This window comes from Erwinia oleae (genome assembly GCF_000770305.1).
Lineage (GTDB): Bacteria > Pseudomonadota > Gammaproteobacteria > Enterobacterales > Enterobacteriaceae > Erwinia > Erwinia oleae.
Map to the genome: position 1 here is coordinate 1 of NZ_JNVB01000026.1, position 20,995 is coordinate 20,995.

At 56.5% G+C, this 20,995-nt stretch carries 17 protein-coding genes; 8 read left to right on the forward strand and 9 right to left on the reverse strand.

Annotated features, from left to right (window positions below; translation table 11 throughout):
• Both GS12_RS10295 and GS12_RS10300 read right to left on the reverse strand, forming a co-directional pair.
• Window positions 1–1,049 (reverse strand): iron-containing alcohol dehydrogenase (locus GS12_RS10295; RefSeq protein ID WP_034946594.1); only part of this gene is annotated, 1,049 nt, incomplete at its 3' end.
• Between the two features lie 63 nt (window positions 1,050–1,112).
• Window positions 1,113–1,484 carry a hypothetical protein gene (locus GS12_RS10300; RefSeq protein ID WP_034913203.1) on the reverse strand — a complete coding sequence of 124 codons (372 nt, stop codon included), beginning with the start codon at window positions 1,482–1,484 and terminating at the stop codon, window positions 1,113–1,115.
• A 396-nt stretch (window positions 1,485–1,880) separates the two neighbouring features.
• Between GS12_RS10300 and pqqU the strand changes: the two genes are divergently transcribed.
• The 4 genes from pqqU to fetB all read left to right on the forward strand — a co-directional run bounded on the left by pqqU (window position 1,881) and on the right by fetB (window position 7,991).
• Window positions 1,881–3,959, forward strand: a complete 2,079-nt coding sequence (gene pqqU, locus GS12_RS10305) for a TonB-dependent receptor PqqU (RefSeq protein ID WP_051937405.1) — start codon at window positions 1,881–1,883, stop codon at window positions 3,957–3,959.
• A gap of 101 nt (window positions 3,960–4,060) precedes the next feature.
• Complete coding sequence (locus tag GS12_RS10310) at window positions 4,061–6,451, forward strand: glucose/quinate/shikimate family membrane-bound PQQ-dependent dehydrogenase (RefSeq protein WP_162834962.1); 2,391 nt, start codon at window positions 4,061–4,063, stop codon at window positions 6,449–6,451.
• Between the two features lie 123 nt (window positions 6,452–6,574).
• On the forward strand, window positions 6,575–7,237 hold the full coding sequence (fetA, locus tag GS12_RS10315; RefSeq protein ID WP_034913205.1) for an iron efflux ABC transporter ATP-binding subunit FetA: 663 nt from the start codon (window positions 6,575–6,577) through the stop codon (window positions 7,235–7,237).
• Window positions 7,224–7,991, forward strand: a complete 768-nt coding sequence (gene fetB / locus GS12_RS10320; protein ID WP_034946597.1) for an iron efflux ABC transporter permease subunit FetB — start codon at window positions 7,224–7,226, stop codon at window positions 7,989–7,991. The genes fetA and fetB overlap by 14 nt, the downstream gene beginning before the upstream one ends.
• A gap of 46 nt (window positions 7,992–8,037) precedes the next feature.
• Here fetB and GS12_RS10325 read toward each other — a convergent pair whose 3' ends face one another.
• The 4 genes from GS12_RS10325 to GS12_RS10335 form a co-directional block, all read right to left on the reverse strand.
• The gene (locus GS12_RS10325; RefSeq protein ID WP_034913209.1) at window positions 8,038–8,295 is read right to left on the reverse strand and encodes a CsbD family protein; all 258 of its coding nucleotides are present in this window, start codon (window positions 8,293–8,295) and stop codon (window positions 8,038–8,040) included.
• A 120-nt stretch (window positions 8,296–8,415) separates the two neighbouring features.
• Complete coding sequence (locus GS12_RS23320) at window positions 8,416–8,580, reverse strand: DUF2474 domain-containing protein (protein WP_072016875.1); 165 nt, start codon at window positions 8,578–8,580, stop codon at window positions 8,416–8,418.
• Complete coding sequence (cydB, locus tag GS12_RS10330) at window positions 8,564–9,571, reverse strand: cytochrome d ubiquinol oxidase subunit II (protein WP_034913213.1); 1,008 nt, start codon at window positions 9,569–9,571, stop codon at window positions 8,564–8,566. Before cydB ends, GS12_RS23320 begins: the two co-directional genes overlap by 17 nt.
• Before the next feature lie 2 nt (window positions 9,572–9,573).
• Entirely contained in the window at window positions 9,574–10,995 is a 1,422-nt protein-coding gene (locus GS12_RS10335; RefSeq protein ID WP_034946600.1) for a cytochrome ubiquinol oxidase subunit I, read from the reverse strand.
• 842 nt (window positions 10,996–11,837) lie between these two features.
• Here GS12_RS10335 and gntT point away from each other — a divergent pair.
• Together gntT and GS12_RS10345 are read left to right on the forward strand one after the other, a co-directional pair.
• Window positions 11,838–13,154, forward strand: a complete 1,317-nt coding sequence (gntT, locus tag GS12_RS10340; protein WP_034918992.1) for a gluconate transporter — start codon at window positions 11,838–11,840, stop codon at window positions 13,152–13,154.
• Window positions 13,155–13,458: 304 nt separating this feature from the next.
• Window positions 13,459–14,526 (forward strand): hypothetical protein, encoded by a 1,068-nt coding sequence (locus GS12_RS10345; protein ID WP_052118417.1) that lies wholly within the window; start codon window positions 13,459–13,461, stop codon window positions 14,524–14,526.
• Between the two features lie 8 nt (window positions 14,527–14,534).
• On the opposite strand, the gene GS12_RS10350 is transcribed toward GS12_RS10345, so the two are convergent.
• The 3 genes from GS12_RS10350 to GS12_RS10360 all read right to left on the reverse strand — a co-directional run bounded on the left by GS12_RS10350 (window position 14,535) and on the right by GS12_RS10360 (window position 17,423).
• Window positions 14,535–15,176, reverse strand: a complete 642-nt coding sequence (locus tag GS12_RS10350; RefSeq protein WP_034913221.1) for a response regulator — start codon at window positions 15,174–15,176, stop codon at window positions 14,535–14,537.
• Window positions 15,177–15,224: 48 nt separating this feature from the next.
• Entirely contained in the window at window positions 15,225–16,661 is a 1,437-nt protein-coding gene (locus tag GS12_RS10355) for a PAS domain-containing sensor histidine kinase (RefSeq protein WP_235421127.1), read from the reverse strand.
• Between the two features lie 222 nt (window positions 16,662–16,883).
• A complete protein-coding gene (locus GS12_RS10360) occupies window positions 16,884–17,423 on the reverse strand; it encodes an RNA polymerase sigma factor (RefSeq protein ID WP_051937036.1) in 540 nt (179 codons plus the stop codon).
• A 289-nt stretch (window positions 17,424–17,712) separates the two neighbouring features.
• On the opposite strand from GS12_RS10360, the gene sctW reads away from it, so the two are divergent.
• Both sctW and sctV read left to right on the forward strand, forming a co-directional pair.
• Window positions 17,713–18,864, forward strand: a complete 1,152-nt coding sequence (gene sctW / locus GS12_RS10365) for a type III secretion system gatekeeper subunit SctW (RefSeq protein WP_052118418.1) — start codon at window positions 17,713–17,715, stop codon at window positions 18,862–18,864.
• 12 nt (window positions 18,865–18,876) lie between these two features.
• Window positions 18,877–20,988: a type III secretion system export apparatus subunit SctV gene (gene sctV / locus GS12_RS10370; RefSeq protein ID WP_034946603.1), complete on the forward strand. Its 2,112-nt coding sequence runs from the start codon at window positions 18,877–18,879 to the stop codon at window positions 20,986–20,988.
• Window positions 20,989–20,995 lie beyond the last annotated feature (7 nt).

Consider the following 20,995-nt stretch of genomic DNA (forward strand, 5'->3'; position numbering starts at 1 on the left):
ATCCAGCTCACTTCAGCCTGCGTCAGCGTCTGCGGCGTTTGCCAGAACGGCACGATGGCGTTTTCCTTCAGCCATTCGGCCAGAAGCCTGGCGGGCGGCAGGGTGAAAGCCGGAAACAGCGTATTGGCAAGATCGCTCATCAACGCCTGCTGTTGCGGGTGGTCGCTCTTTCCTGAAATTTCCAGAAAAGGCAGCAGCAGGCGGCCGCATACCTCGCCGTGATGATAATCTTTTATCGCGCCCAGCTCACCGGCGATGCCGTGGATCACGCCCAGCCCGGCCATACTCAAACTCAGACCGCCAAGCCAGGATGCCATCATCATCTGCTCACGCGCGATGTCTCCGGCTTCGTCGTCGCTGTTCAGGCGGGGCCAGGCAGTGATAAACGACCGCATGCCGTTCAGCGCCATCTGGCGGGTGAACAGGTTGCCCTTCGCAGAAAGGTACGCTTCAAACAGATGGGTAAAGGCGTCGATGGCGCAGCAGGCCAGCACGTGGTCCGGCGCGCCGCGCAGCAGGTCGGGATCGAGGATCGCCACCTGTGGCACGAAGGCAGGATGACGCAGCGAGGCCTTTACCTTGTTATCCGTTTTATCGGTAACCACCGCGTTCTGCGTCACTTCGCTGCCGGTTCCGGCGGTGGTGGGAATGGCGATCAGCGGCAGCGTGGCGCCGGTTACCGCCGTATCGCCCACTTTTTCCAGATAACGCAGCGTGTTTAACGGATGCTGACTGAGGGCGGCAAAGGCCTTTGCCGCATCAAGCACGCTGCCTCCGCCGATGGCCACCACCCGTTGCACCCTGCCGCGCCAGCGGTCGACCCAGGCGTCGATTTCCACCGGCGACGCTTCGTGGCTGACAATCTCATGACCGACCAGCAGCGGCGTCAGGTCGTTTTCCAACGCGGCCCAGGCATCACCCGCTAAAAAAGACCTTCCGCAGAACAGCAGCGTTGGCTGCGGATCGGCGCTCAGCAACGGCAGCAGTTCGCGCAGGCTTCCACGGCCGAAAAAGGTGTGACGGTTGGCAATCATCTGACTGGCGCTCATGCTTATTATCCTTATTACGCAAACGTAAAAGAAAGGTTATAGCATAACGCCGTCGGCAAGCGCTTAAATCGCGCGGGAAGGGCAGGAGAAGACGATCATTTTGTCCTGCGGCGCGTTAATCACGCTGAAGCGCGTGTCGGAGAGGCGCTGCGCCAGCCAGCCTTCACGGGTTACGGCGGACGGGAAATAGCGTTCCCGGTCATTGCTTTGCAGCAGGCCGCTTTCCAGCGACAGTTCCGGCTCATCAACGTCAACGCTGAACGAGGTGAAGCGATCGGTGACCGTGCCTTCGATATTGCCGAGCGCCTGGCCGGTCAGCGTTTCCATTTTGCCCTGACAGGCCATACCCTTGTCGTCCGAGGCGCAGCCTGCCAACAGCAACAGCGTCAGCCCCACGCCAGCAGCGCGATATAGTGTGTTATCCAGCCTGCGCATAGCTCGTCCTGTCTGTGATCGGAGCGGTTAAGTATAGTCGCCGCTCGCAGCGTATGACATTCGCAAAACCTGCGCAATTGTGATCATTTTGTGGCATTTAACTGAATCAATTCAGCTATCGCATTAACATAACTTCGTAAAGCCGCGACTGAATGCTACAATCCGGCATCTTTTTGGCACGTACCTCCCGTTTAAGCGCTGATGACAGCCGTAAACCTGTTCTCCGGGCGGCCCGCTGGTTTTTCATAAAAACGACGGCGCGCGGGCAGGTTTTCAGAGTGGTTATATACTAATCTGCATGTGCGTGCCGCAGCCTGAACGCTGAGACGTTTTAAACCTTACTCATACCGAACCGATGCTGTGAACAACAAAACCTTCGCTTTTCTGATCGTCCCGATGTTACTGCCCGCCGTGGTCAGCTATGCGCAGGGCGATTCACTGATCGTTATTGGCCAGCCGCGTGGCCTTTCCGAACTGGACACGCCCGCTGCGGTCAGCGTGATCAACGGCGACGATCTGCGCCGGGATCGCGCGCAGGTAAATTTGTCGGAAGGGCTGAGCGGCGTACCCGGCTTGCAGATCCAGAATCGTCAAAACTACGCGCAGGACCTTCAGCTATCGGTACGCGGCTTCGGCAGCCGATCCATGTATGGCGTGCGCGGTGTGCGGGTCTACGTCGACGGTATTCCGGCGACCATGCCGGACGGGCAGGGGCAAACCTCCAACATTGATATCGGCTCCATCGATCACGTTGATGTCCTGCGCGGGCCGTACTCTGCGCTCTATGGCAACGCCTCCGGCGGCGTGGTCAATATCGACAGCGAAACCGGCAGCGCGCCGACAACCCTCAGCGCGGGCACCTGGTACGGCAGCAACGCGAGCTGGCGCAACAGCGTGAAAGCCAGCGGCGCCACCGGCGATGGCACTCACGTGGGCGACGTCAACTATCTGATCTCCGGTTCGCGCTTTACCACTCATGGTTTTCGCGACCACAGCGGCACGCAGAAAAGTCTGGGCAACGGCAAGCTCGGCGTGCGGATCGACGAGGTCAGCACCCTGACGCTGATGTTTAACAGCGTCTCCGTTGATGCCAACGATCCGGGCGGGCTGACGCGTGATGAGTGGCGGGAGAACCCGCGCCAGTCGCCGCGTGGCGATAGCTTCAACACCCGCAAAACCCTCGATCAAACCCAGCTTGGCCTGCGTTACGCGCGCGAGATGAGCGACAACGATCGGCTGACGCTGACCGCCTGGCACGGCGAACGTCATACCACGCAGTATCAGTCGATCCCGATGGCTCCTCAGTTACGTCCGGCGTATCCGGGCGGCGTTATTGTGCTTGAGCGCAAATACGCCGGCGTGGATACGCGCTGGCAACATGATGACCAGCTGGGCGATGTGCCCTTTTCTCTCACCGGCGGGCTGGATTATGAAACCATGACTGAACGGCGTCAGGGCTTCGAAAACTTTACCCTGCTGAACGACACGCCGCAGTATGGCGAAAAGGGCGGCCAGCGCCGCAACGAAAAGAACGTGATGTGGAACCTCGATCCCTACCTGCAAACCAGCTGGCGGCTGACGCCAAAATGGACGCTGGATGCCGGCGTGCGCTACAGCACCGTCAGTTTTGATGCGGAAGATTACTATATCGCGCCGGGGAATGGAGACGACAGCGGCAGTAAGCGCTATCACAAACTGCTGCCGATGGGCGCGCTCAACTATGCAGTGACCGATGCCTGGAACCTCTACTTCTCCGCCGGGCGCGGTTTTGAAACGCCCACCATCAACGAACTCTCTTATCGCTCGGTTGACGGTAGCCAGACCGGCCTGAACCTGGGGCTGAAGCCGTCCACCAGCGACACCTTCGAGTTAGGCAGCAAAACCCGCATCGGCTATGGCCTGCTCACCGCCGCGTTGTTTCAGACCAATACCGATAATGAACTGGTAGTGGCAGACAGCAGCAACGGCCGCTCCGTGTATAAAAATGCGGGCAAAACCCGTCGTCGCGGCGTTGAGCTCTCTTTTGATCAGCAGTTTGCAGAGAACTGGCGGATGCAGATGGCCTGGACCTGGCTGGACGCCACCTATCGCAATGAAACCTGCGACGACAGCGGTAACTGTACACCGGCGGGCAATCGTTTACCGGGTGTGTCGCGCAATATGGGCTATGCTTCGCTGGGATGGATGCCGGATGCGGGCTGGCACGCAGGTGTGGATATTCGCTATCTGAGCAGCATTCAGGCCAATGACGAAAACAATGCAAAAGCGCCGTCTTACACGGTAGCGGGCCTGAGCAGCGGCTACCGCTTTACGCAGGACAAGTGGTCGCTCGACCTGTCTGGCCGCGTTGATAATCTGTTTGATAAAACCTACGCGGGATCGGTGATCGTCAATGAAGGCAACGGTCGCTATTACGAACCCGCGCCGGGGCGTAACTACGGCGTCGGCGCCTCGCTCAGCTATACGTTTCAATAGAATTCATAACAGCCCCGACCGTGGTGCACGGCGAGGGTGTTTTAAGCGATTTGGCCTGTGCGCTAAATCGAAGGCGTTACATTTTGGTAAGGGAAAATATTATGTCTAAAACATCGGTTTCACGAGCGATCGTGGTACTGACGGCTGTCTTTGCCGCCATCAGCGGAGCGTATCTGCTCATTGGCGGCATCTGGCTGGCGAAACTGGGCGGCTCGGTGTATTACATCGCAGCCGGCGTGGTTGAGCTGATCGTTGCCTGGCTGCTGTTCCGTCGTCGTTCTTCCGCGCTGCTGCTGTACGCGTTGTTCCTGCTGGCTACTTTGATTTGGTCGCTGTGGGAAGTGGGCAGCGACTTTTGGGCGCTGACGCCGCGTCTCGACGTCACCTTCTTCCTCGGCCTGTGGCTGGTTCTGCCGTTTGTTTACCGGGGCCTCAGCGAAGGTAAAGCCGCACGCGGCGCGCTTGGCGCGGTGCTGGCGGTGACCGTGGTCGCGCTGGTCTACGCTGTGTTTAACGATCCGCAGGAGATCAACGGCTCGCTCAGCCCGGCGCAGGCTTCCAACGTTGCGAAATCAACGGACGGCATTGCCGCGGGCGACTGGCCCGCCTATGGTCGTACGCAGGGCGGCACGCGCTATTCACCCCTGACGCAGATCAACGACAAAAACGTCGGTCAGTTGAAAGAGGCCTGGACCTTCCGCACCGGCGACATGAAGCGCGCCACCGATCCGGGCGAACTGACCAACGAAGTCACCCCGATCAAAATGGGCAACTCACTTTACCTGTGTACGCCGCATCAGATCCTGTTTGCGCTTGATGCCGCAACCGGCAAGCAGAAGTGGAAGTTCGATCCGCAACTGAAGACCGATCCGTCGTTCCAGCACGTCACCTGTCGCGGCGTCTCTTACCACGAAACGCCTGAAGCGGCCGCCGTGCCTGCGGGCAGCCAGCCTGCGCTCTGCGCGCGCCGTATTATCCTGCCAGTCAACGACGGCAACCTGTATGCGCTGGACGCAGAAACCGGTGCGCCGTGCCCTGAATTTGGCGAAAATGGTAAGGTAAACCTGCAACAGAATATGCCGAACGCGCGCGCGGGAGCCTATGAGCCGACTTCGCCGCCGGTGATCACCGATACCACCATCGTGATAGCGGGCGCGGTAACCGATAACTACTCCACCCGCGAGCCGTCTGGCGTCATCCGTGGCTTTGATGTGAACACCGGTAAGCTGCTGTGGGCCTTCGATACCGGCGCGAAAGATCCTAACGTGCTGCCGGAAGGCGAGCAGCACTATGTGGCTAACTCACCTAACTCCTGGGCGCCCGCCGCCTACGATGCAAAACTGGATCTGGTCTATCTGCCGATTGGCGTGACCACGCCGGATATCTGGGGCGGCAACCGCACGCCGGAAATGGAGCGCTTCGCCAGCGGCATGCTGGCGCTGAATGCCACCACCGGCAAGCTTGCCTGGTTCTATCAGACCGTGCATCACGATCTCTGGGATATGGACGTACCGGCTCAGCCAACGCTGGCTGACATTACCGACAAGAGCGGCAATACCGTGCCGGTGATTTACGTTCCGGCGAAAACCGGCAATATTTTCGTGCTGGATCGCCGCACCGGTAAAACCGTGGTGCCCGCGCCGGAAACCCCGGTTCCACAGGGGCCGGCGAAGGGCGATCGCCTGTCGCCGACGCAGCCTTATTCGGAACTGACCTACCGTCCGAAGAAAAACCTCACCGGGGCGGATATGTGGGGCGCCACCATTTACGATCAGCTGATCTGCCGCGTGATGTTCCACAGCCTGCGCTACGAAGGCCCGTTCACGCCGCCGTCCGAGCAGGGCACGCTGGTGTTCCCTGGCAACCTCGGCATGTTCGAATGGGGCGGCATCTCGGTGGATACCGATCGTCAGATTGCGGTGACTAACCCGATGGCGCTGCCGTTCGTTTCTCGTCTGATCCCGCGCGGGCCGAATAATCCGCTGTGGCCGAATGAGAACGATAAAGGCGGCAGCGGCACGGAAACTGGCGTTCAGCCGCAGTACGGCGTGCCTTACGGCGTGACGCTGAATCCGTTCCTGGCGCCGACCGGTTTTCCGTGCAAGCAGCCCGCCTGGGGCTACGTTTCTGCGGTGGATCTGAAAACCAACCAGATCGCGTGGAAAAAACGTATTGGTACCGTCTACGACAGCTCGCCTCTGCCGCTGCCGTTCAGGATGGGTATGCCGATGCTTGGCGGGCCGATCTCTACGGCGGGTAACGTGATGTTCATCGCTGCGACGGCGGATAACTACCTGCGCGCCTTTAACGTCACCAACGGCGACAAGCTGTGGGAAGCGCGCCTGCCTGCGGGCGGCCAGGCAACGCCGATGACCTATGAGGTGAACGGCAAGCAGTATGTGCTGATCGCCGCTGGCGGACACGGTTCGTTTGGCACCAAACTGGGCGACTATATTGTTGCCTACGCGCTGCCGGACGACGCGAAGAAATAATTTTCAGTAAGATTGTTTAAGGGACAACATAACGTTGTCCCTTTTTTTGCTCTGGCAAAAAGAGAGGCGTAAACAAAGCCGATTGCGCTATTATCACGGCGACGATTTTTTCAGGACGAAATGATGTCGATTATCTCACCTTTGTTGGACGTGCGTGACGTGACCTGTTCTCAGGCAGGCCGCCAGCGTCTCGCCCCCGTCTCCTTTACGCTCAACGCCGGTGAACGGCTGCACGTTACCGGCCCTTCCGGCTGCGGTAAAAGCACGCTGTTGAAGATCCTTGCGTCGCTGCTTGAACCTGCCAGCGGCGCGATTTTCTTCAGCGGACGGCCCGTCAGCGAACTGAAGCCCGAAGCCTACCGTCAGCAGGTTTCCTGGTGCAGCCAGACGCCCGCGCTGTTTGGTGAAACGGTGTGGGATAACCTGGCGTTCCCCTGGCAGATCCGGCAAAAACGGCCCGAACGCGCCACGCTACAACGCTGGCTCCGCCGGGTGAATCTTGCCGACGATCTGCTCGACACGCCGGTGACGCAGCTTTCCGGCGGCGAAAAACAGCGGGTCGCACTGCTGCGCAACCTGCAATTTTTACCGCAGGTGCTGCTGTTGGATGAGGTAACCAGCGCGCTGGATGAGCAGAACAAACGGGTTATTCACCAGCTGATCGACGAGCTTATCAACCAGCACGGCATGGCGGCGGTTTGGGTCAGCCACGATCCATCGGAGATCGCGCAGGCCTCCCGCCTGTTAGCGCTCAGGCCCGTCGGGAGGCAGCATGAATCAGCCTGATATCACCACGCAGTCATTAGGAATGGCGTTGATGCTGGTGGCGATTGCGCTGGCGATCAGCGGAAAAGAGCGGCTTGGCCTGGGGCGCGATATTCTCTGGAGCGTGTTTCGCGCGGTCGTCCAGCTACTGATTGTCGGCGCGGTGCTGAAAATGCTTTTCGCGGTCAGCAACGTTACGCTGACGGTGGCGATGGTGCTGTTTATCTGCCTGAATGCCGCGCTGAATGCGCGCAAACGCAGTCAGCACAGCGATCGCGCCTTTGCCATCGCTTTTCTGGCGATTACCGCCAGCACCGTGACCACCCTGATGATTTTGACCTTAAGTCACGCGATCCATTTTGTGCCTATGCAGGTGATACCGCTTTCGGGGATGATTGCCGGTAACGCAATGGTGGCGGTTGGCCTGTGCTTCAGCAATCTGGATCGGCGTTTTTACAGCGACAAACAGCAGATTATGGAGAAGCTGGCGCTGGGCGCCTCAGTAAAACTGGCTTCGGCGGAGATTGTCCGTGACAGCATTCGCGCTGCGCTGATCCCAACCGTCGATGCCGCTAAAACCGTCGGGCTGGTCAGCCTGCCGGGCATGATGTCCGGACTCATTTTTGCCGGTATCGATCCCTTGCTGGCGATTAAATATCAGATTATGGTGACGTTCATGCTGTTAGGGACTGCCAGTCTCGCGACCGTGTTAACCGGCTATCTGACGTCTCGTCGCTTTTACACGCCGCGCGCGCAGCTCAGGATTGAGGAATAAAAAAAGGCCGACAGCGTCGGCCTTTTTACCAAAGCGGGGGACTGGCTTAGCGACGACCACCAAAGATCTTCGCAACCAGGAATCCAACGCCCGCGGCAAAGGCCAGCGCGGCGAAAGGGGAATCCTGGGTTTTGCTTTTCACGCAGTCCAGCGCGTCATCAACAGCGTAAGAGGCTTTTGCGGCGGTCTGGCGCGCTTTGCCTTTCAGCTCATGCTCTGGCGAATCGGAAGCTTTACCGAACTGCTCCTGGCCTTTACCCAGCGCTTCTTCAGCTTTATCGTTAGCTTTATCTAATAAACTCATACTTCCTCCTTCTTGATGGCATGATTTCCTCATGAACAGGATTAAGCATAGACCATCATGGCAATCTTACCGCTGCGGTAGTGTTTAAAATTATGACAGCAGTAAGAAGGAGTGACTGCGCTAGTGTGACTTCATGCCAGCGGCGGTCATCATCAGGCGAAACAGCGTAGCGACCACGCCGAGCGCCAGCACGCTGCCCGCATAGATAACCACCAGCCACATCAGGCGTTTCCAGAGTGGAGAAACCATATCACCTCCCGTCAGTGAATCAGTGATAACCCGCATCCGGCTTGATTTTCCCCCGGAAAACGTAGTAGCTCCAGAAGGTGTAAACCAGGATCACAGGAATGATAATCAGGCTGCCGACCAGCATAAAGCTCAGGCTCTGCGGCGGTGAGGCAGCCTGCCAGATGGTGATGGAGGGCGGAATGATATCGGGCCAGATGCTGATGCCGAGGCCGGTAAAACCCAGGAAGACCAGTGCCAGCGTCAGCAGGAAAGGCGCATAGTGCGCGTGGCGTCTGAGCGCGCGCAGCAGCAATACTGACACCAGCAGCACCAGCACCGGCACCGGCAGGAACCAGAACAGGTTCGGCAGGGTAAACCAGCGGTGCATGATGTCCGCGTGCTGAAGCGGCGTCCAGATGCTGACCACAACAATAATAGCCAGCAGCGCCAGCAGCAACGGACGCGTCAGCGCGGTCATTTTACGATGCAGTTCGCCTTCGGTTTTCATAATCAGCCAGCTGCTGCCGAGCAGCGCGTAGGCAACCACCAGGCCCAGCCCGCAGAACAGCGCAAACGGCGTCAGCCACAGCAGTTCAGGGCCGCTGTACGCGCGGCCGGTCACTTCAAAGCCGTTAATGAAGGAGCCGAGCACGACCCCCTGACTAAAGGTGGCTAAAAACGATCCGGCGATAAACGACTTATCCCAAAAAGGGCGGTGCTCTTCGGTGGCTTTGAAGCGGAATTCAAAGGCCACGCCGCGAAAAATCAACCCAATCAGCATCACCGTCAGCGGCACCGAAAGGGCGTCGATAATGACCGCATAGGCCAGCGGAAACGCCCCGTACAGGCCTGCGCCGCCGAGCACCAGCCAGGTTTCGTTGCCATCCCATACCGGCGCGACAGTGTTTACCATCATGTCGCGCTCGGTAGCATCTTTATTGAACGGAAAAAGAATGCCGATGCCCAGATCGAATCCGTCCATCACGATATACATCAGCGTGGAAAACACGATGATGGTAAACCAGATAATTGGGAGATCGATGCCCACGATTAGCGACCCTCTTCGTTAGTAAGTTTTTCTTTCGCTGCGGAGAGCGGACGTGCTGGCGTGTGCGTTGTGCCGGGCCCACCGTGATCGGTGCCGTCGCCTTCCCCTTGCTGCGGGCCTTTTTTGATCAGATTAAAAAGATAGATATAACCCACGCCGAACACCGATGAGTAAACCAGAATAAAGGCGAGCAGGCTCAGGCTCATATGTAGATCGCCATGCGCAGAGACCGCGTCGCGCGTGCGCATCAGGCCATAAACCACCCACGGCTGCCGGCCAATCTCGGTGGTAAACCAGCCGGCCAGAATGGCGATCAACCCGGACGGCCCCATCAGCAGCGCAAACCACAGAAACGGACGCGAGCTGTAAAGACGACCACGGATACGCAGCCACAGGCTGACCACGCCGAGCAGCACCATCAGCATGCCAAGTCCGGCCATAATGCGAAACGACCAGAAAATAATGGTGGAGTTGGGCCGATCCTCTTTCGGGAATGACTTCAGCGCCGGCACCTGCTTATCCAGACTGTGGGTCAGGATCAGGCTGCCGAGGTAAGGGATTTCCAGCGCATAGCGGGTCTTCTCCTGCTCCATATCCGGCAGGCCGAACAGGATCAACGGCGTTGCTTCGCCCGGCGGGTTTTCCCAGTGGCCTTCCATTGCGGCGATCTTCGCCGGCTGATGCTTAAGCGTGTTCAGGCCGTGCGCATCGCCGAGCATCGCCTGAATGGGCGCAACAATCAGCGCCATCCACAGCGCCATCGAGAGCATTTTGCGAATAGCGGGCGTATCATTTTTGCGCAGCAGATGCCACGCCGCCGACGCGCCGACAAAGAACGCGCTCGCCAGAAAAGCAGCGGTAGACATATGCAGCAGACGGTAGGGGAACGACGGGTTAAACACAATTTTGAACCAGTCAACCGGCACCACGATACCGTTTTCAATGGCAAAACCCTGCGGCGTTTGCATCCAGCTGTTTGATGCCAGGATCCAGAAGGTGGAGATCAGCGTGCCGAGCGCTACCATGCAGGTGGCAAAAAAGTGCAGGCCCGGGCCAACGCGGTTCCAGCCAAACAGCATCACGCCCAGAAATCCAGCCTCAAGGAAGAAGGCGGTCAGCACTTCATAGGTAAGCAGCGGGCCGGTAATGCTGCCGGCAAATTGTGAAAAGCCACTCCAGTTGGTGCCGAACTGGTAGGCCATCACCAGCCCGGAAACCACGCCCATGCCGAAGTTCACTGCGAAAATTTTTGACCAGAAGTGATAGAGATCGCGATAGTCGCGGTTATGGGTTTTCAGCCACAGCCCTTCAAGCACCGCCAGAAAACTGGCCAGCCCGATGGTGATGGCGGGAAAAATAATATGAAAGGAAACGGTGAAAGCGAACTGAATCCTTGCCAGATGAAACGCATCTACTCCAAACATGGCTTACCTCGAACTGACCTGTGCTGCTCTTTATTTTAATAACCTGCTGTTAACAAGCTGGCCGCATTTCATCGTTACAGACAGAAGAAACGCGGTAAATTAACGACGGGCGGAATAATAAGAAGGAGCGGTAACCATAACGTTATTCCGGTTCGACGGGATTTTGCCTTTGCGAAAAATTGTTTCACCGCCTCGGTAAATAATGTCTCTGTTTTGTTAAATTTAATTATCAGGGTGATAGTAATGTGTGAAATTAATGTATCCGTATGGTTTAAAAGAAGTTTGTTTTACAGCCCATAATTGTGATCATGATACCGTTTGACAGCCGGGATGCAGTTTTAAACCGTAGAAATTTTCTCTTATTGCACATACCTGACGATAAAAAATAATAAACCTTGTGGTTATGTAGCGAAAAATATTCATTTTTGCACGCGTTCCCACCTTTAACGCTCTGCCAGCCACGCAAACGTAACGGTTGCCCTGTGTTATGCCGTTTTCATAACGAACCACCGGCATAAATTGTTAAAAAATGACGGCCTGAAAACGTTTGTTTTGACATATTAAGTTACATTTAGTTGTGTTTATTAATCGGCATTCTTGTTTCATGTCAATAACCGGTTTTTCAAATAATGCTTACCAGGCGGCACGGGGGCGTCTGTTGAAAGTTTGATCCCCCTCGCAAAATGTAAATTCCGTCTCTTCAGTGCGTATCCGTTGAGCAGGGTTATCGTTAACATGTTCCCGGTAACAACTGAGCCCTGAAACTGCGTAGCCACGCTCAGGGCGAAAAATAATAGTGTGTCTGCGGCAGGCCGCAGAACATGCGCATCGGAGAAAACGTTATGCCTTTAGTCATCGTTGCGATTGGCGTGGTGCTGCTGCTACTGCTGATGATCCGCTTCAAGCTGAATGGATTTATTGCACTGATACTGGTCGCGCTGGCGGTGGGTATCATGCAGGGAATGCCGGTTACCAAAGTTATTGCCTCAATCAAAGCAGGCGTTGGCGGCACGCTGGGCAGTCTGGCGCTGATCATGGGCTTCGGCGCTATGCTCGGTAAGCTGCTGGCGGACTGCGGCGGCGCTCAGCGCATTGCCACCACGCTCATCAGCAAGTTTGGTGAGAAATACATTCAGTGGGCGGTGGTGCTTACCGGTTTTACCGTTGGTTTTGCGCTGTTCTACGAAGTGGGGTTTGTGCTGATGCTGCCGCTGGTGTTCACCATCGCCGCCGCGGCACGCGTACCGCTGCTCTTTATCGGTGTGCCAATGGCCGCTGCGCTGTCGGTAACGCACGGCTTTCTGCCGCCGCATCCCGGCCCGACCGCTATCGCTACGCTGTTCCATGCTGACATGGGCCGCACGCTGCTGTTCGGCACTATCCTGGCCATCCCCACCGTTATTCTCGCTGGCCCTGTCTATGCACGCTTCCTGAAAAAGATTGATAAACCGATCCCGGAAGGCATGTATAACTCGAAAAACTTTACCGAAGCGGAAATGCCTGGCTTTGCGGTCAGCGTCTGGACGTCGCTGGTGCCGGTGATCCTGATGGCGCTGCGCGCCGTGGCCGAAATGATATTGCCGAAAGGACATCCTCTGCTGGGCTGGGCGGAATTTTTCGGCGATCCGATCATGGCGACGCTGATTGCCGTGCTGATTGCGCTGTTCACCTTTGGCCTGAACCGCGGCCGCAGCATGGATGAGGTGATGCAAACCCTCACCGATTCCATCAAAATCATCGCCATGATGCTGCTGATTATTGGCGGCGGCGGGGCGTTCAAGCAGGTTCTGGTTGACGGCGGCGTGGATAAATATATCGCGGGCCTGATGCAGGGGAGTGCGATATCTCCGCTGCTGCTGGCCTGGTCCGTTGCTGCGGCGCTGCGTATCGCGCTGGGGTCGGCAACGGTCGCGGCGATCACCGCAGGCGGCATCGTGGCGCCGATTATCGCCACCACCGGCGTGAGCCCTGAGCTGATGGTGATTGCGGTGGGTTCCGGCAGCGTGATCTTCTCACACGTTAACGATCCGGGCTTCTGGCTGTTCAAAGAGTATTTCAACCTGACCATTGGCGAAACACTGCGCTCGTGGTCGGCGCTGGAAACCATCATCGCCGTGTGCGGGCTGGTGGGTTGCCTGGTACTACAGCAGTTTATCTGATCCTCTAAACCGGCGCCTGTTGCGCGCCGGTTCTCTCCCTTATCGCTCTCTTTATGCTTCCTTTCGCTGTGGCTATTGCGCTTAATAATGCATCGCAAGTATACTATCACCTTGAAAATGCTTGATTTTTTGACTAAAGCCAAATTTCTTATTCGATAAAAAAAACCTTTCATGGCACCAGAGGATCTTCTTCTGCCGGCCGTGGGCAACCTGTTGTTTTTCCTTAACGTCGTTCGGCGTTAGCGGTTTGAAATCCTTTATCTTTATATCTTGTTGATGGCAAGCGACTTTGGGGACATGCAGTATGGAAAGTGAACACAGCAGCGCGCCTGAGCTCTCTATGGAGGGGATCCCCCAGCCGATTCTGGCGCTGGGGAAACGGCTGGCCGATACCAAATTTCAGATCGATGTACTGGGCAAAAACGGCTGGGCCGACCTTACCGCCAATCTGCATGGCCTGGAAGCGAGCGGTGAGTGGAGCGGCCCGGACGATGCGCTGACTTTTTTCAGTAAAATTGTTCCGTTTGCCAGCCTGCCAGCACAGACGGAGCCGCTGGGCATTTTTCAGGTGCCCGTGGAGCGCGTAATCAGCCGCAGTGGTCAGTGGTGGCCTGAACACCTTAGCGCCAGCAGCGAAGCGCGACTGGTTGAGCATCTGCAAAGCCCTTCCGCCGCGGAAAGTACCTCCTACTATTTTATTCCGGCACTGGGCGTGCTGCTGGCCGCGCAGGGACAGAGCAGAGTGAACTACTGTCGCTATCGGCATATTCCTTTGCTCACCGCGCGCGTCACCCTGTTGACCTATCCACCGGCGGATCGTTTCCGGCTCTATCACGTCAGCCAGGGAGAAACACGTCAAAGCTGGGTGGTGCTGAACGATCGCTATCTCCAGCCGGTGCTCTGGCCCCGTATTACGCTGCCAGCGCTGACAACCTATGGCGTGCATGCCGGTAGCTGGCCGCTGACTTTTCCGCCGGTCAGTCGGGTTTTTGACGCGCTGCACGATCCCTCCGCCGAACAGGACTTTCTGCTGCGCAGTATTGATCTGCACGCAGTGGAACAAACCATGCGCAGCGAGCAGGAGGCTGCCAGAGAGGCGAGGCTGCCGGTAAAAATGGCGCTCAGCGATATGGATATCAGCAACATCTGGCCGATTGGCCTGACGCTGACATTCTTCTTTTTGCTGTCGATGGTGATTGCCGGCCTGACGGCGGGCACCGGCTGGGCTGGCCATATCAGCCTGCTGACCTGCGGCATGACGGGCAGCCTGCTGCTGTTTATGGCGCTGCCGGTTTTTCTTGCGAACCGACAGCTACGCCGCAGCGTGACTTTCGTTGAGGCGAAGACCCTCGGCGAGGAAAAAGAGCAGTAGCCCGCAGGCTACTGCACGAGATGATGGCTGATGGCGTACTTCACAATATCGGCATTGCTGGCGAACTGCATTTTGTCCATCATGCGCGATTTATAGGTGCTGACGGTTTTGTTGCTGATTGACAGCGCCTCGGCGATGGCATTGATGGTTTCGCCATGTGCCAGCATCAGCAGTATCTGCCGCTCGCGCGTGGTGAGCGTTTCATGCAGCGCACGATTCCCGTTCTGGTACTCGGCAAAGACAATTTCCTGCGCCAGATCGTGATCGATGTAGCGTGAACCGGATGCCACGCTGCGGATCGCGGTCAGCAGTGCGTCAGGATTTTTGTCTTTGGTAATGTAGCCCAGCGCGCCGCAGTTAAGCACGCGTCGCGCGATCTGCGGCTCATTAAACATACTGAGAACCAGAATCGGCAGATTTTCATACTGCGCATGAATGCGGTTGATTAAATCCTCGCCGCTGATGCCGGGCATGGAAATGTCCAGCAGCAGCAGATCGATGCCGCCCAGCCGCAGGCGCTCCAGCACTTCGCCGCCGTCCCCGGCCTCGCCGACCACGTCAATCATCTTGTCCAGTGCAAAAATCTGTTTCAATCCTTCACGCATTAACGCGTGATCGTCGGCAATGACTAACCGTATAACTTCACTCATCCTGTTTCCCGGTTCACTATTGCGACGGTAAAGTCACAGCATAGCAGTTCAGTGTGACGGATTGGCAACCAGCGGCAGCGTGAGTTCAAGCTGGGTGCCTTCGCCGGGTGTACTTGAGATGTTCACTTCACCCTTGAGCATGCCCACGCGCTCACGGATGCCGAGCAGGCCAAAAGCATCGTGACGCACCGACTGCATCTGAAAGCCGCGACCGTTATCACGGATCTGAATCACGATGGCGTCCCGCGTGGTCTGCACGATAATGGACACCCTGGTGGCCTGCGCATGTCGCGAAATATTGGTCAGCGACTCCTGTACGACCCGGAAAACCGCCGTCACCGCCTGATCGCCCAGCGTCACCGGTTTTTTATCGGGAACAATCAGCATACAGCTACAGCCGCTGTTCTTCACAAATTCATCGCGCAACCATTCCAGCGCGGGAACCAGCCCCATATTCAGCATATTTGGCCGCAGACGGGTAGAGACGTCGCGCACTACCTGAATGGTGCTGTCAATCAGCGTCATCAGGTAGTCAACCTGCTGGCTAACCTGCTGCGGATCGTGGGGCTGCATGCCGATGACCGACAGGCCGGCGCGCAGGCTGGTGAGATGCTGCCCCAGCTCGTCATGGATTTCACGCGCGATGTGTTTGCGCTCATCCTCGGTTTGCTGCTGCTGATTGCTGGCCAGCAGCCGCAGCTGTTGATGCGCGGCGCGAACCTGATTTTCCACGTCGCGCAGCCGGGTGATATCACGACCGACCGCCAGAATGGTGGTCACCTCGCCGTTCAGATTAAACTCGGGCACGCAGCGAACGTGCAGCACCATGGTGCGATCGTCATAATTCGCTTCCAGCTCAGCCTCGCTTTTTTCGCCGCTGGCCAGCGTGTTGGAAACCAGCCGGAAAAGACGCATGCCGGTTTCATCAAAAGGAATGGTATCGGTCAGATGCCAGCCATGCGCCTGCTCCGCCGTGCAGCCAACCAGCTCAAGCACCAGCGGATTCACGTACAGACACCGCAGATCGGTATCGAAACGGGCCATCAGATCAGGGGAGTTTTCAACCAGCGAGCGGAACTGCTGCTCCTGTTGCAGATAGCGCTCGGTACGCTGCTTAAGCTCGCGTACGTCACGCACCACGCACAGCACCATGTTTTGCTGCTGATGCACATAGGCGCTGGAGCTGACCTCGACCGGAATGATTTCGCCGCTTTTCATGCGGTGCTGAGAAGTGAAGCGGATACCTTCCGGGCGCTGGCTGAGTTTCCACCACAGCGCGGCCACGTCAGGATCCAGCAATTCCTCCTCCACGTTGGAATACGTAAGACGGATCAGTTCCCGGTATTTATAGCCTAACATTTCGCACGCTTTATTATTAATATAAGCAAGCCTGGCGTCAGGACCAACTAAATAGAGAGCATCATTAACTTTGTCAAGGGCAAAGTCGGGGAGGATTGAGCGGCCATCCTGTGAGTTTCTATTCACATTAAGGCTGAATATTTCAGGCGAATGCATTTTTCTCTCTGAAAACGGAAAAGTAAATTTACCATCTGTATTATTACCGCTTAGTGTGCCATTTGAAAACTGAACCATTAAGCGGTAATTACAGCAAATAATTTCCCTGATGACCATTAACATTCATCTGAAAATTGATCCAACCCTCAGATAAATATTTTCATCGAATTCAGACTAAAAAATTAGCTTAATTCAGCTAATCGTGCTTCTCAGCGACTCGCGTACGCGCGACAGACGAGATTTTACCGTGCCAAGCGGAATATCCAGCGTAGAAGCCACGTCCTGATAGCTGCCGTTGCGCTCTACAAGAATGGTCAGCATTTCGCGGGTGTCGTCAGGCAGTTTATCAATGGAGCTGGCCATAACGTTAAGCAACTGATCGTTGGCGATAATATCGCTGGGATCGCAATCCTGAACCAGCTCCAGCGGATTGTCCTCATTCAAACTGTCAAACAAAAAACGGTTGTGATGCGTTTTGTAGTAGTTACGGATCAGGTTGGCGGCAATGCCGAACAGCCAGGTTTCCGGACGTGACGCGCCGAGAAATTTATGACTGTTGCGCAACACTTCCACGCAGGTCATTTGTGCGATGTCTTCAACATCTTCACGGTTAGAAACGCGCTTGCGAATAAAATTATGTAGCTTACGATTTTGCTGACAAAGAATTTCCTGCCACAAAATAACCGTGGGTGCTTCAGGTGAAAATGACAATTCTACGGATGAAGTTAACATAGTAACGCTCCTGAAATTAATTAACAGCCTGCAAGGGTCATATAGCAAGGAGCGTGCCAGCCGATAAAAAATAGCGCGAGGCTGATTATTACTGGCTTTTATTTTTAACTTAAGAATCATCTGAGACAAAAAATGACCGCCGGGTCAGATTAACTGTGCAACTTTTTACACAAAAAGAATTGTCGCTTAAATCTGTCCTTTTAAATGCATCTTTAGTTTATTTTTATCCGGGAACTTATTGCTCTCTTTGTCCACGTAACATAACCACGAAAACAACGCAGAGGCCGCGATGATAAAAGTTCAGTCCTCCTTGCAGTTTCAGCAGGCCATGGCGAAAAGTCTGCTCAAACAGGACAGCCCGTTATCTACCGCTGCGGGAAACGAGACGCGTCCGCGTGCGGTCAATACCCAGTCGCCGGCGGGCATCCCGCTCGATTCACTGGAAGAACTCGGTTCGCTGTTCAGTGAAAAAATGGAGAAAAAAACCAAGGGACTGAACCGCCGACAAATCAACACGGCGCATTTGCGCAGCAATCGTAAGTCGGTAGAGCGAATCGAGAGCCTGATCGAGCTGTATCAGATGCTGGACGATCAGCAGCAGGATCGCCTGGAAGCGCGTCTGGGCGAGATGAGAAGCGCGCTGGGCAAGCCGGGCGAGCAGAGTGCGGATTCGCTGGTAGACGCCGCAGAAGGCGATCCGGCGCGCTGCGACCTGATGCTGCGCATGGCGCTGCGCGAGGCCGATCGTACGGGCGATCACCAGCTCGCGGCCGCGGCCAGCAGCGGGCTTGATAAGCTGCATGAAGCGTTCGGCGGCGAAGTCAAGGCCGGTCTGAATACCGCGAAAGCCATTGCCAGCTTCACCACCGATCCTGATGAAAAACAGTCAATTCGCAATCTCTATTATAAAGGCATCGTCAGGCAACAGTCCGCCGCCGCCATTTTCGACAGCCTGCTTGAGCGCTTTGGTTACGAGCAGATGGTGCCCGGCCTGCGAACGCTTCAGCGCGCGCTGTCGGAAGACATCGCCGCGTTTACGCCGTCGCTCAAGTCCAGTTCGCTGCGCCGCATCCACCTTGGGCTGGCCGAATCGAGACATGTCGGTCAGTTGATTACGCAGAGCACCGAGCTGCTCGACCGTCTGCGGTCGCGCGGCAAGATTCCCGTGGTCGCCGCAGGCGGCATCGATATGGCGCGGCGGGTGCTCTCCTTCGCGGCAAACGGCATGGAAGTGAATGATTTAAAAAATATTGGCAACGACTACGCTGGCCAGCATCCCGCCGCACAGATGATATTTTTCAACGGGCTGCTGCCGCTGGTGAATAAGCTTCCTCTGCCGCTCTGGAAAGACATCAAATGGCGCGGATCGGCACTGCAAAAACTGGGTGTCGCCATTGATGTGTTGGTGAAGAAAGAGAACAACGCGGCAGCGAAAAGCTAGCAGGAGACGGGTATGAACGGCATTTTTTTGATTCTAAATCGTATCGCGCTTGGCGCCATGCAGCGCTCCGAAATTATCGGCGCCATGTTTGCCATGGCGATCGTGTTTATGCTGATCATCCCGCTACCGCTGGGGCTGATCGATACGCTGATTGCCGTGAATATCTGTATCTCCTCGCTGCTGGTGGTACTGGCAATGTACCTGCCCAAGCCGCTGGCGTTCTCCACCTTCCCGGCGGTGCTGCTGCTGACCACCATGTTTCGCCTGGCGCTGTCGATTTCAACCACGCGTCAGATCCTCGTGCAGCAGGACGCCGGACACATCGTTGCCGCCTTCGGGACGTTCGTGGTAGGCGGTAATCTGGCCGTGGGGATGGTCATGTTTTTAATCCTCACCGTGGTGAACTTCCTGGTCATTACCAAAGGTTCGGAGAGGGTGGCGGAAGTGGCTGCGCGCTTCACGCTGGATGCGATGCCGGGCAAACAAATGTCCATTGACAGCGACCTGCGCGCCGGAATGATTGACGTAAATACGGCAAAACGCCGCCGTGTCGATCTGGCGAAAGAGAGCCAGCTGTTTGGCGCAATGGACGGCGCAATGAAATTTGTGAAAGGTGATGCCATCGCCGGACTGGTGATCCTGTTTATTAACCTGATTGGCGGTTTCAGCATCGGCGTAATGCAGTTGGGAATGCCCGCCGGCGACGCGATGCACACCTATTCGGTACTGACCATCGGCGATGGCCTGATTGCGCAAATTCCGGCGCTGCTTATCTCGCTTACGGCCGGCATGATCATCACCCGCGTCTCTTCGGATAGCGACCCAAACACCGTCGATAACAATATAGGCCGCGAAATCGCCGAACAGCTGACCAGCCAGCCGAAAGCCTGGATCCTTTCCTCCATTGGCATGTTTGGCTTCGCACTTCTGCCGGGCATGCCGACCGGCGTCTTTATCATTCTGGCGGTGCTGACGCTGGCCACCGGCAGTTTTCAGGTCTGGCGCGCCCGGCGTGAGCTGATTGCCGGTCAGCCGCAGATGGAAAATGAAGTGATTCCGCCAGAGCTGAACGGCACCGAAGATCTGCGCCAGTTCAATCCGACACGTCCTTATCTGTTGCAGTTTCACAGCAGCGCAAGGGGCACGGCGGAAACGCTGGATCTGGTGCAGGCGATTCGCCGGATGCGTAACAGCATCGTCTATAACTACGGCTTTACGCTGCCCGCATTTGATATTGAGTTCCAGGATCAGCTGCCCGCCGACGAGTTCCGCTACTCGGTTTATGAAATCCCCAGGGTAGTCGGCACCTTCAACGTGCCGCTTCAGGCGGTGAACCGCCGCGAATATGCCCACCTGGCAGAGGAAGAAGGCGTGGTGGAAGGCAGCGAAGCGCGCCGTGAAAGCGAACTGCTGTGGCTGCCGCCCGATCATACGCTGCTGCAAAACGAAGACGTGCCGCGTCAGAATTTCCACGATGTGCTGATGCAGCGGATGGAAAACGCCATTCACGCCAGCGCACCGCATTTTATCGGCCTACAGGAGACGCGGGCGCTGATGGGCTGGCTGGAAGCGGAGCAGCCGGAGCTGGCGCAGGAGCTTCAGCGCGTCATGCCTATCGCGCGCTTCTCCAGCGTGTTGCAAAACCTGGTATCAGAACGCATCCCGCTGCGCTCGGTGCGCGCGATAGCCGAAGCGTTGATTGAGCACGGTCAACATGAACGCGATATCAGCCTGCTGACCGATCTGGTGCGCATTTCGATGAAAGAACACATCTGCTACCAGTACAGCCAGGATGATGGTCTGCACGTCTGGCTGCTGACGCCGGAACTGGAAGAAGATCTGCGCGACGCGCTGCGGCAAACGCAGAGCGAAGTCTTTTTTGCCCTCACGCAGGAGCAGAACATGGCCATTCTGGCGCACCTGCGTAACGCTTTTGCCCCTGGCAATCCGGCTTTTGCCGTGCTGCTGGTGGCGCAGGATCTGCGCAGTCCGCTGCGTGGCCTGATTCAGGATGAGTTCCATCAGGTACCGGTACTGTCGTTCGCTGAACTACAGTCGAACCTGTCGATAAATGTGGTGGGTCGACTCGATCTGGAAGATTCAGCCGAATCCTTTGATGCTTAGGGAGCTG

Excerpts from the sequence above, each read along its gene's own strand:
- GS12_RS10300 (WP_034913203.1), bottom strand. The coding sequence starts at position 1,484 with ATGCGCAGGCTGGATAACACACTATATCGCGCTGCTGGCGTGGGGCTG.
- pqqU (WP_051937405.1), top strand. The coding sequence starts at position 1,881 with ATGTTACTGCCCGCCGTGGTCAGCTATGCGCAGGGCGATTCACTGATC.
- GS12_RS10310 (WP_162834962.1), top strand. The coding sequence starts at position 4,061 with ATGTCTAAAACATCGGTTTCACGAGCGATCGTGGTACTGACGGCTGTC.
- fetA (WP_034913205.1), top strand. The coding sequence starts at position 6,575 with ATGTCGATTATCTCACCTTTGTTGGACGTGCGTGACGTGACCTGTTCT.
- fetB (WP_034946597.1), top strand. The coding sequence starts at position 7,224 with ATGAATCAGCCTGATATCACCACGCAGTCATTAGGAATGGCGTTGATG.
- GS12_RS10325 (WP_034913209.1), bottom strand. The coding sequence starts at position 8,295 with ATGAGTTTATTAGATAAAGCTAACGATAAAGCTGAAGAAGCGCTGGGT.
- GS12_RS23320 (WP_072016875.1), bottom strand. The coding sequence starts at position 8,580 with ATGCGGGTTATCACTGATTCACTGACGGGAGGTGATATGGTTTCTCCA.
- GS12_RS10335 (WP_034946600.1), bottom strand. The coding sequence starts at position 10,995 with ATGTTTGGAGTAGATGCGTTTCATCTGGCAAGGATTCAGTTCGCTTTC.
- gntT (WP_034918992.1), top strand. The coding sequence starts at position 11,838 with ATGCCTTTAGTCATCGTTGCGATTGGCGTGGTGCTGCTGCTACTGCTG.
- GS12_RS10345 (WP_052118417.1), top strand. The coding sequence starts at position 13,459 with ATGGAAAGTGAACACAGCAGCGCGCCTGAGCTCTCTATGGAGGGGATC.
- GS12_RS10350 (WP_034913221.1), bottom strand. The coding sequence starts at position 15,176 with ATGAGTGAAGTTATACGGTTAGTCATTGCCGACGATCACGCGTTAATG.
- GS12_RS10360 (WP_051937036.1), bottom strand. The coding sequence starts at position 17,423 with ATGTTAACTTCATCCGTAGAATTGTCATTTTCACCTGAAGCACCCACG.
- sctW (WP_052118418.1), top strand. The coding sequence starts at position 17,713 with ATGATAAAAGTTCAGTCCTCCTTGCAGTTTCAGCAGGCCATGGCGAAA.
- sctV (WP_034946603.1), top strand. The coding sequence starts at position 18,877 with ATGAACGGCATTTTTTTGATTCTAAATCGTATCGCGCTTGGCGCCATG.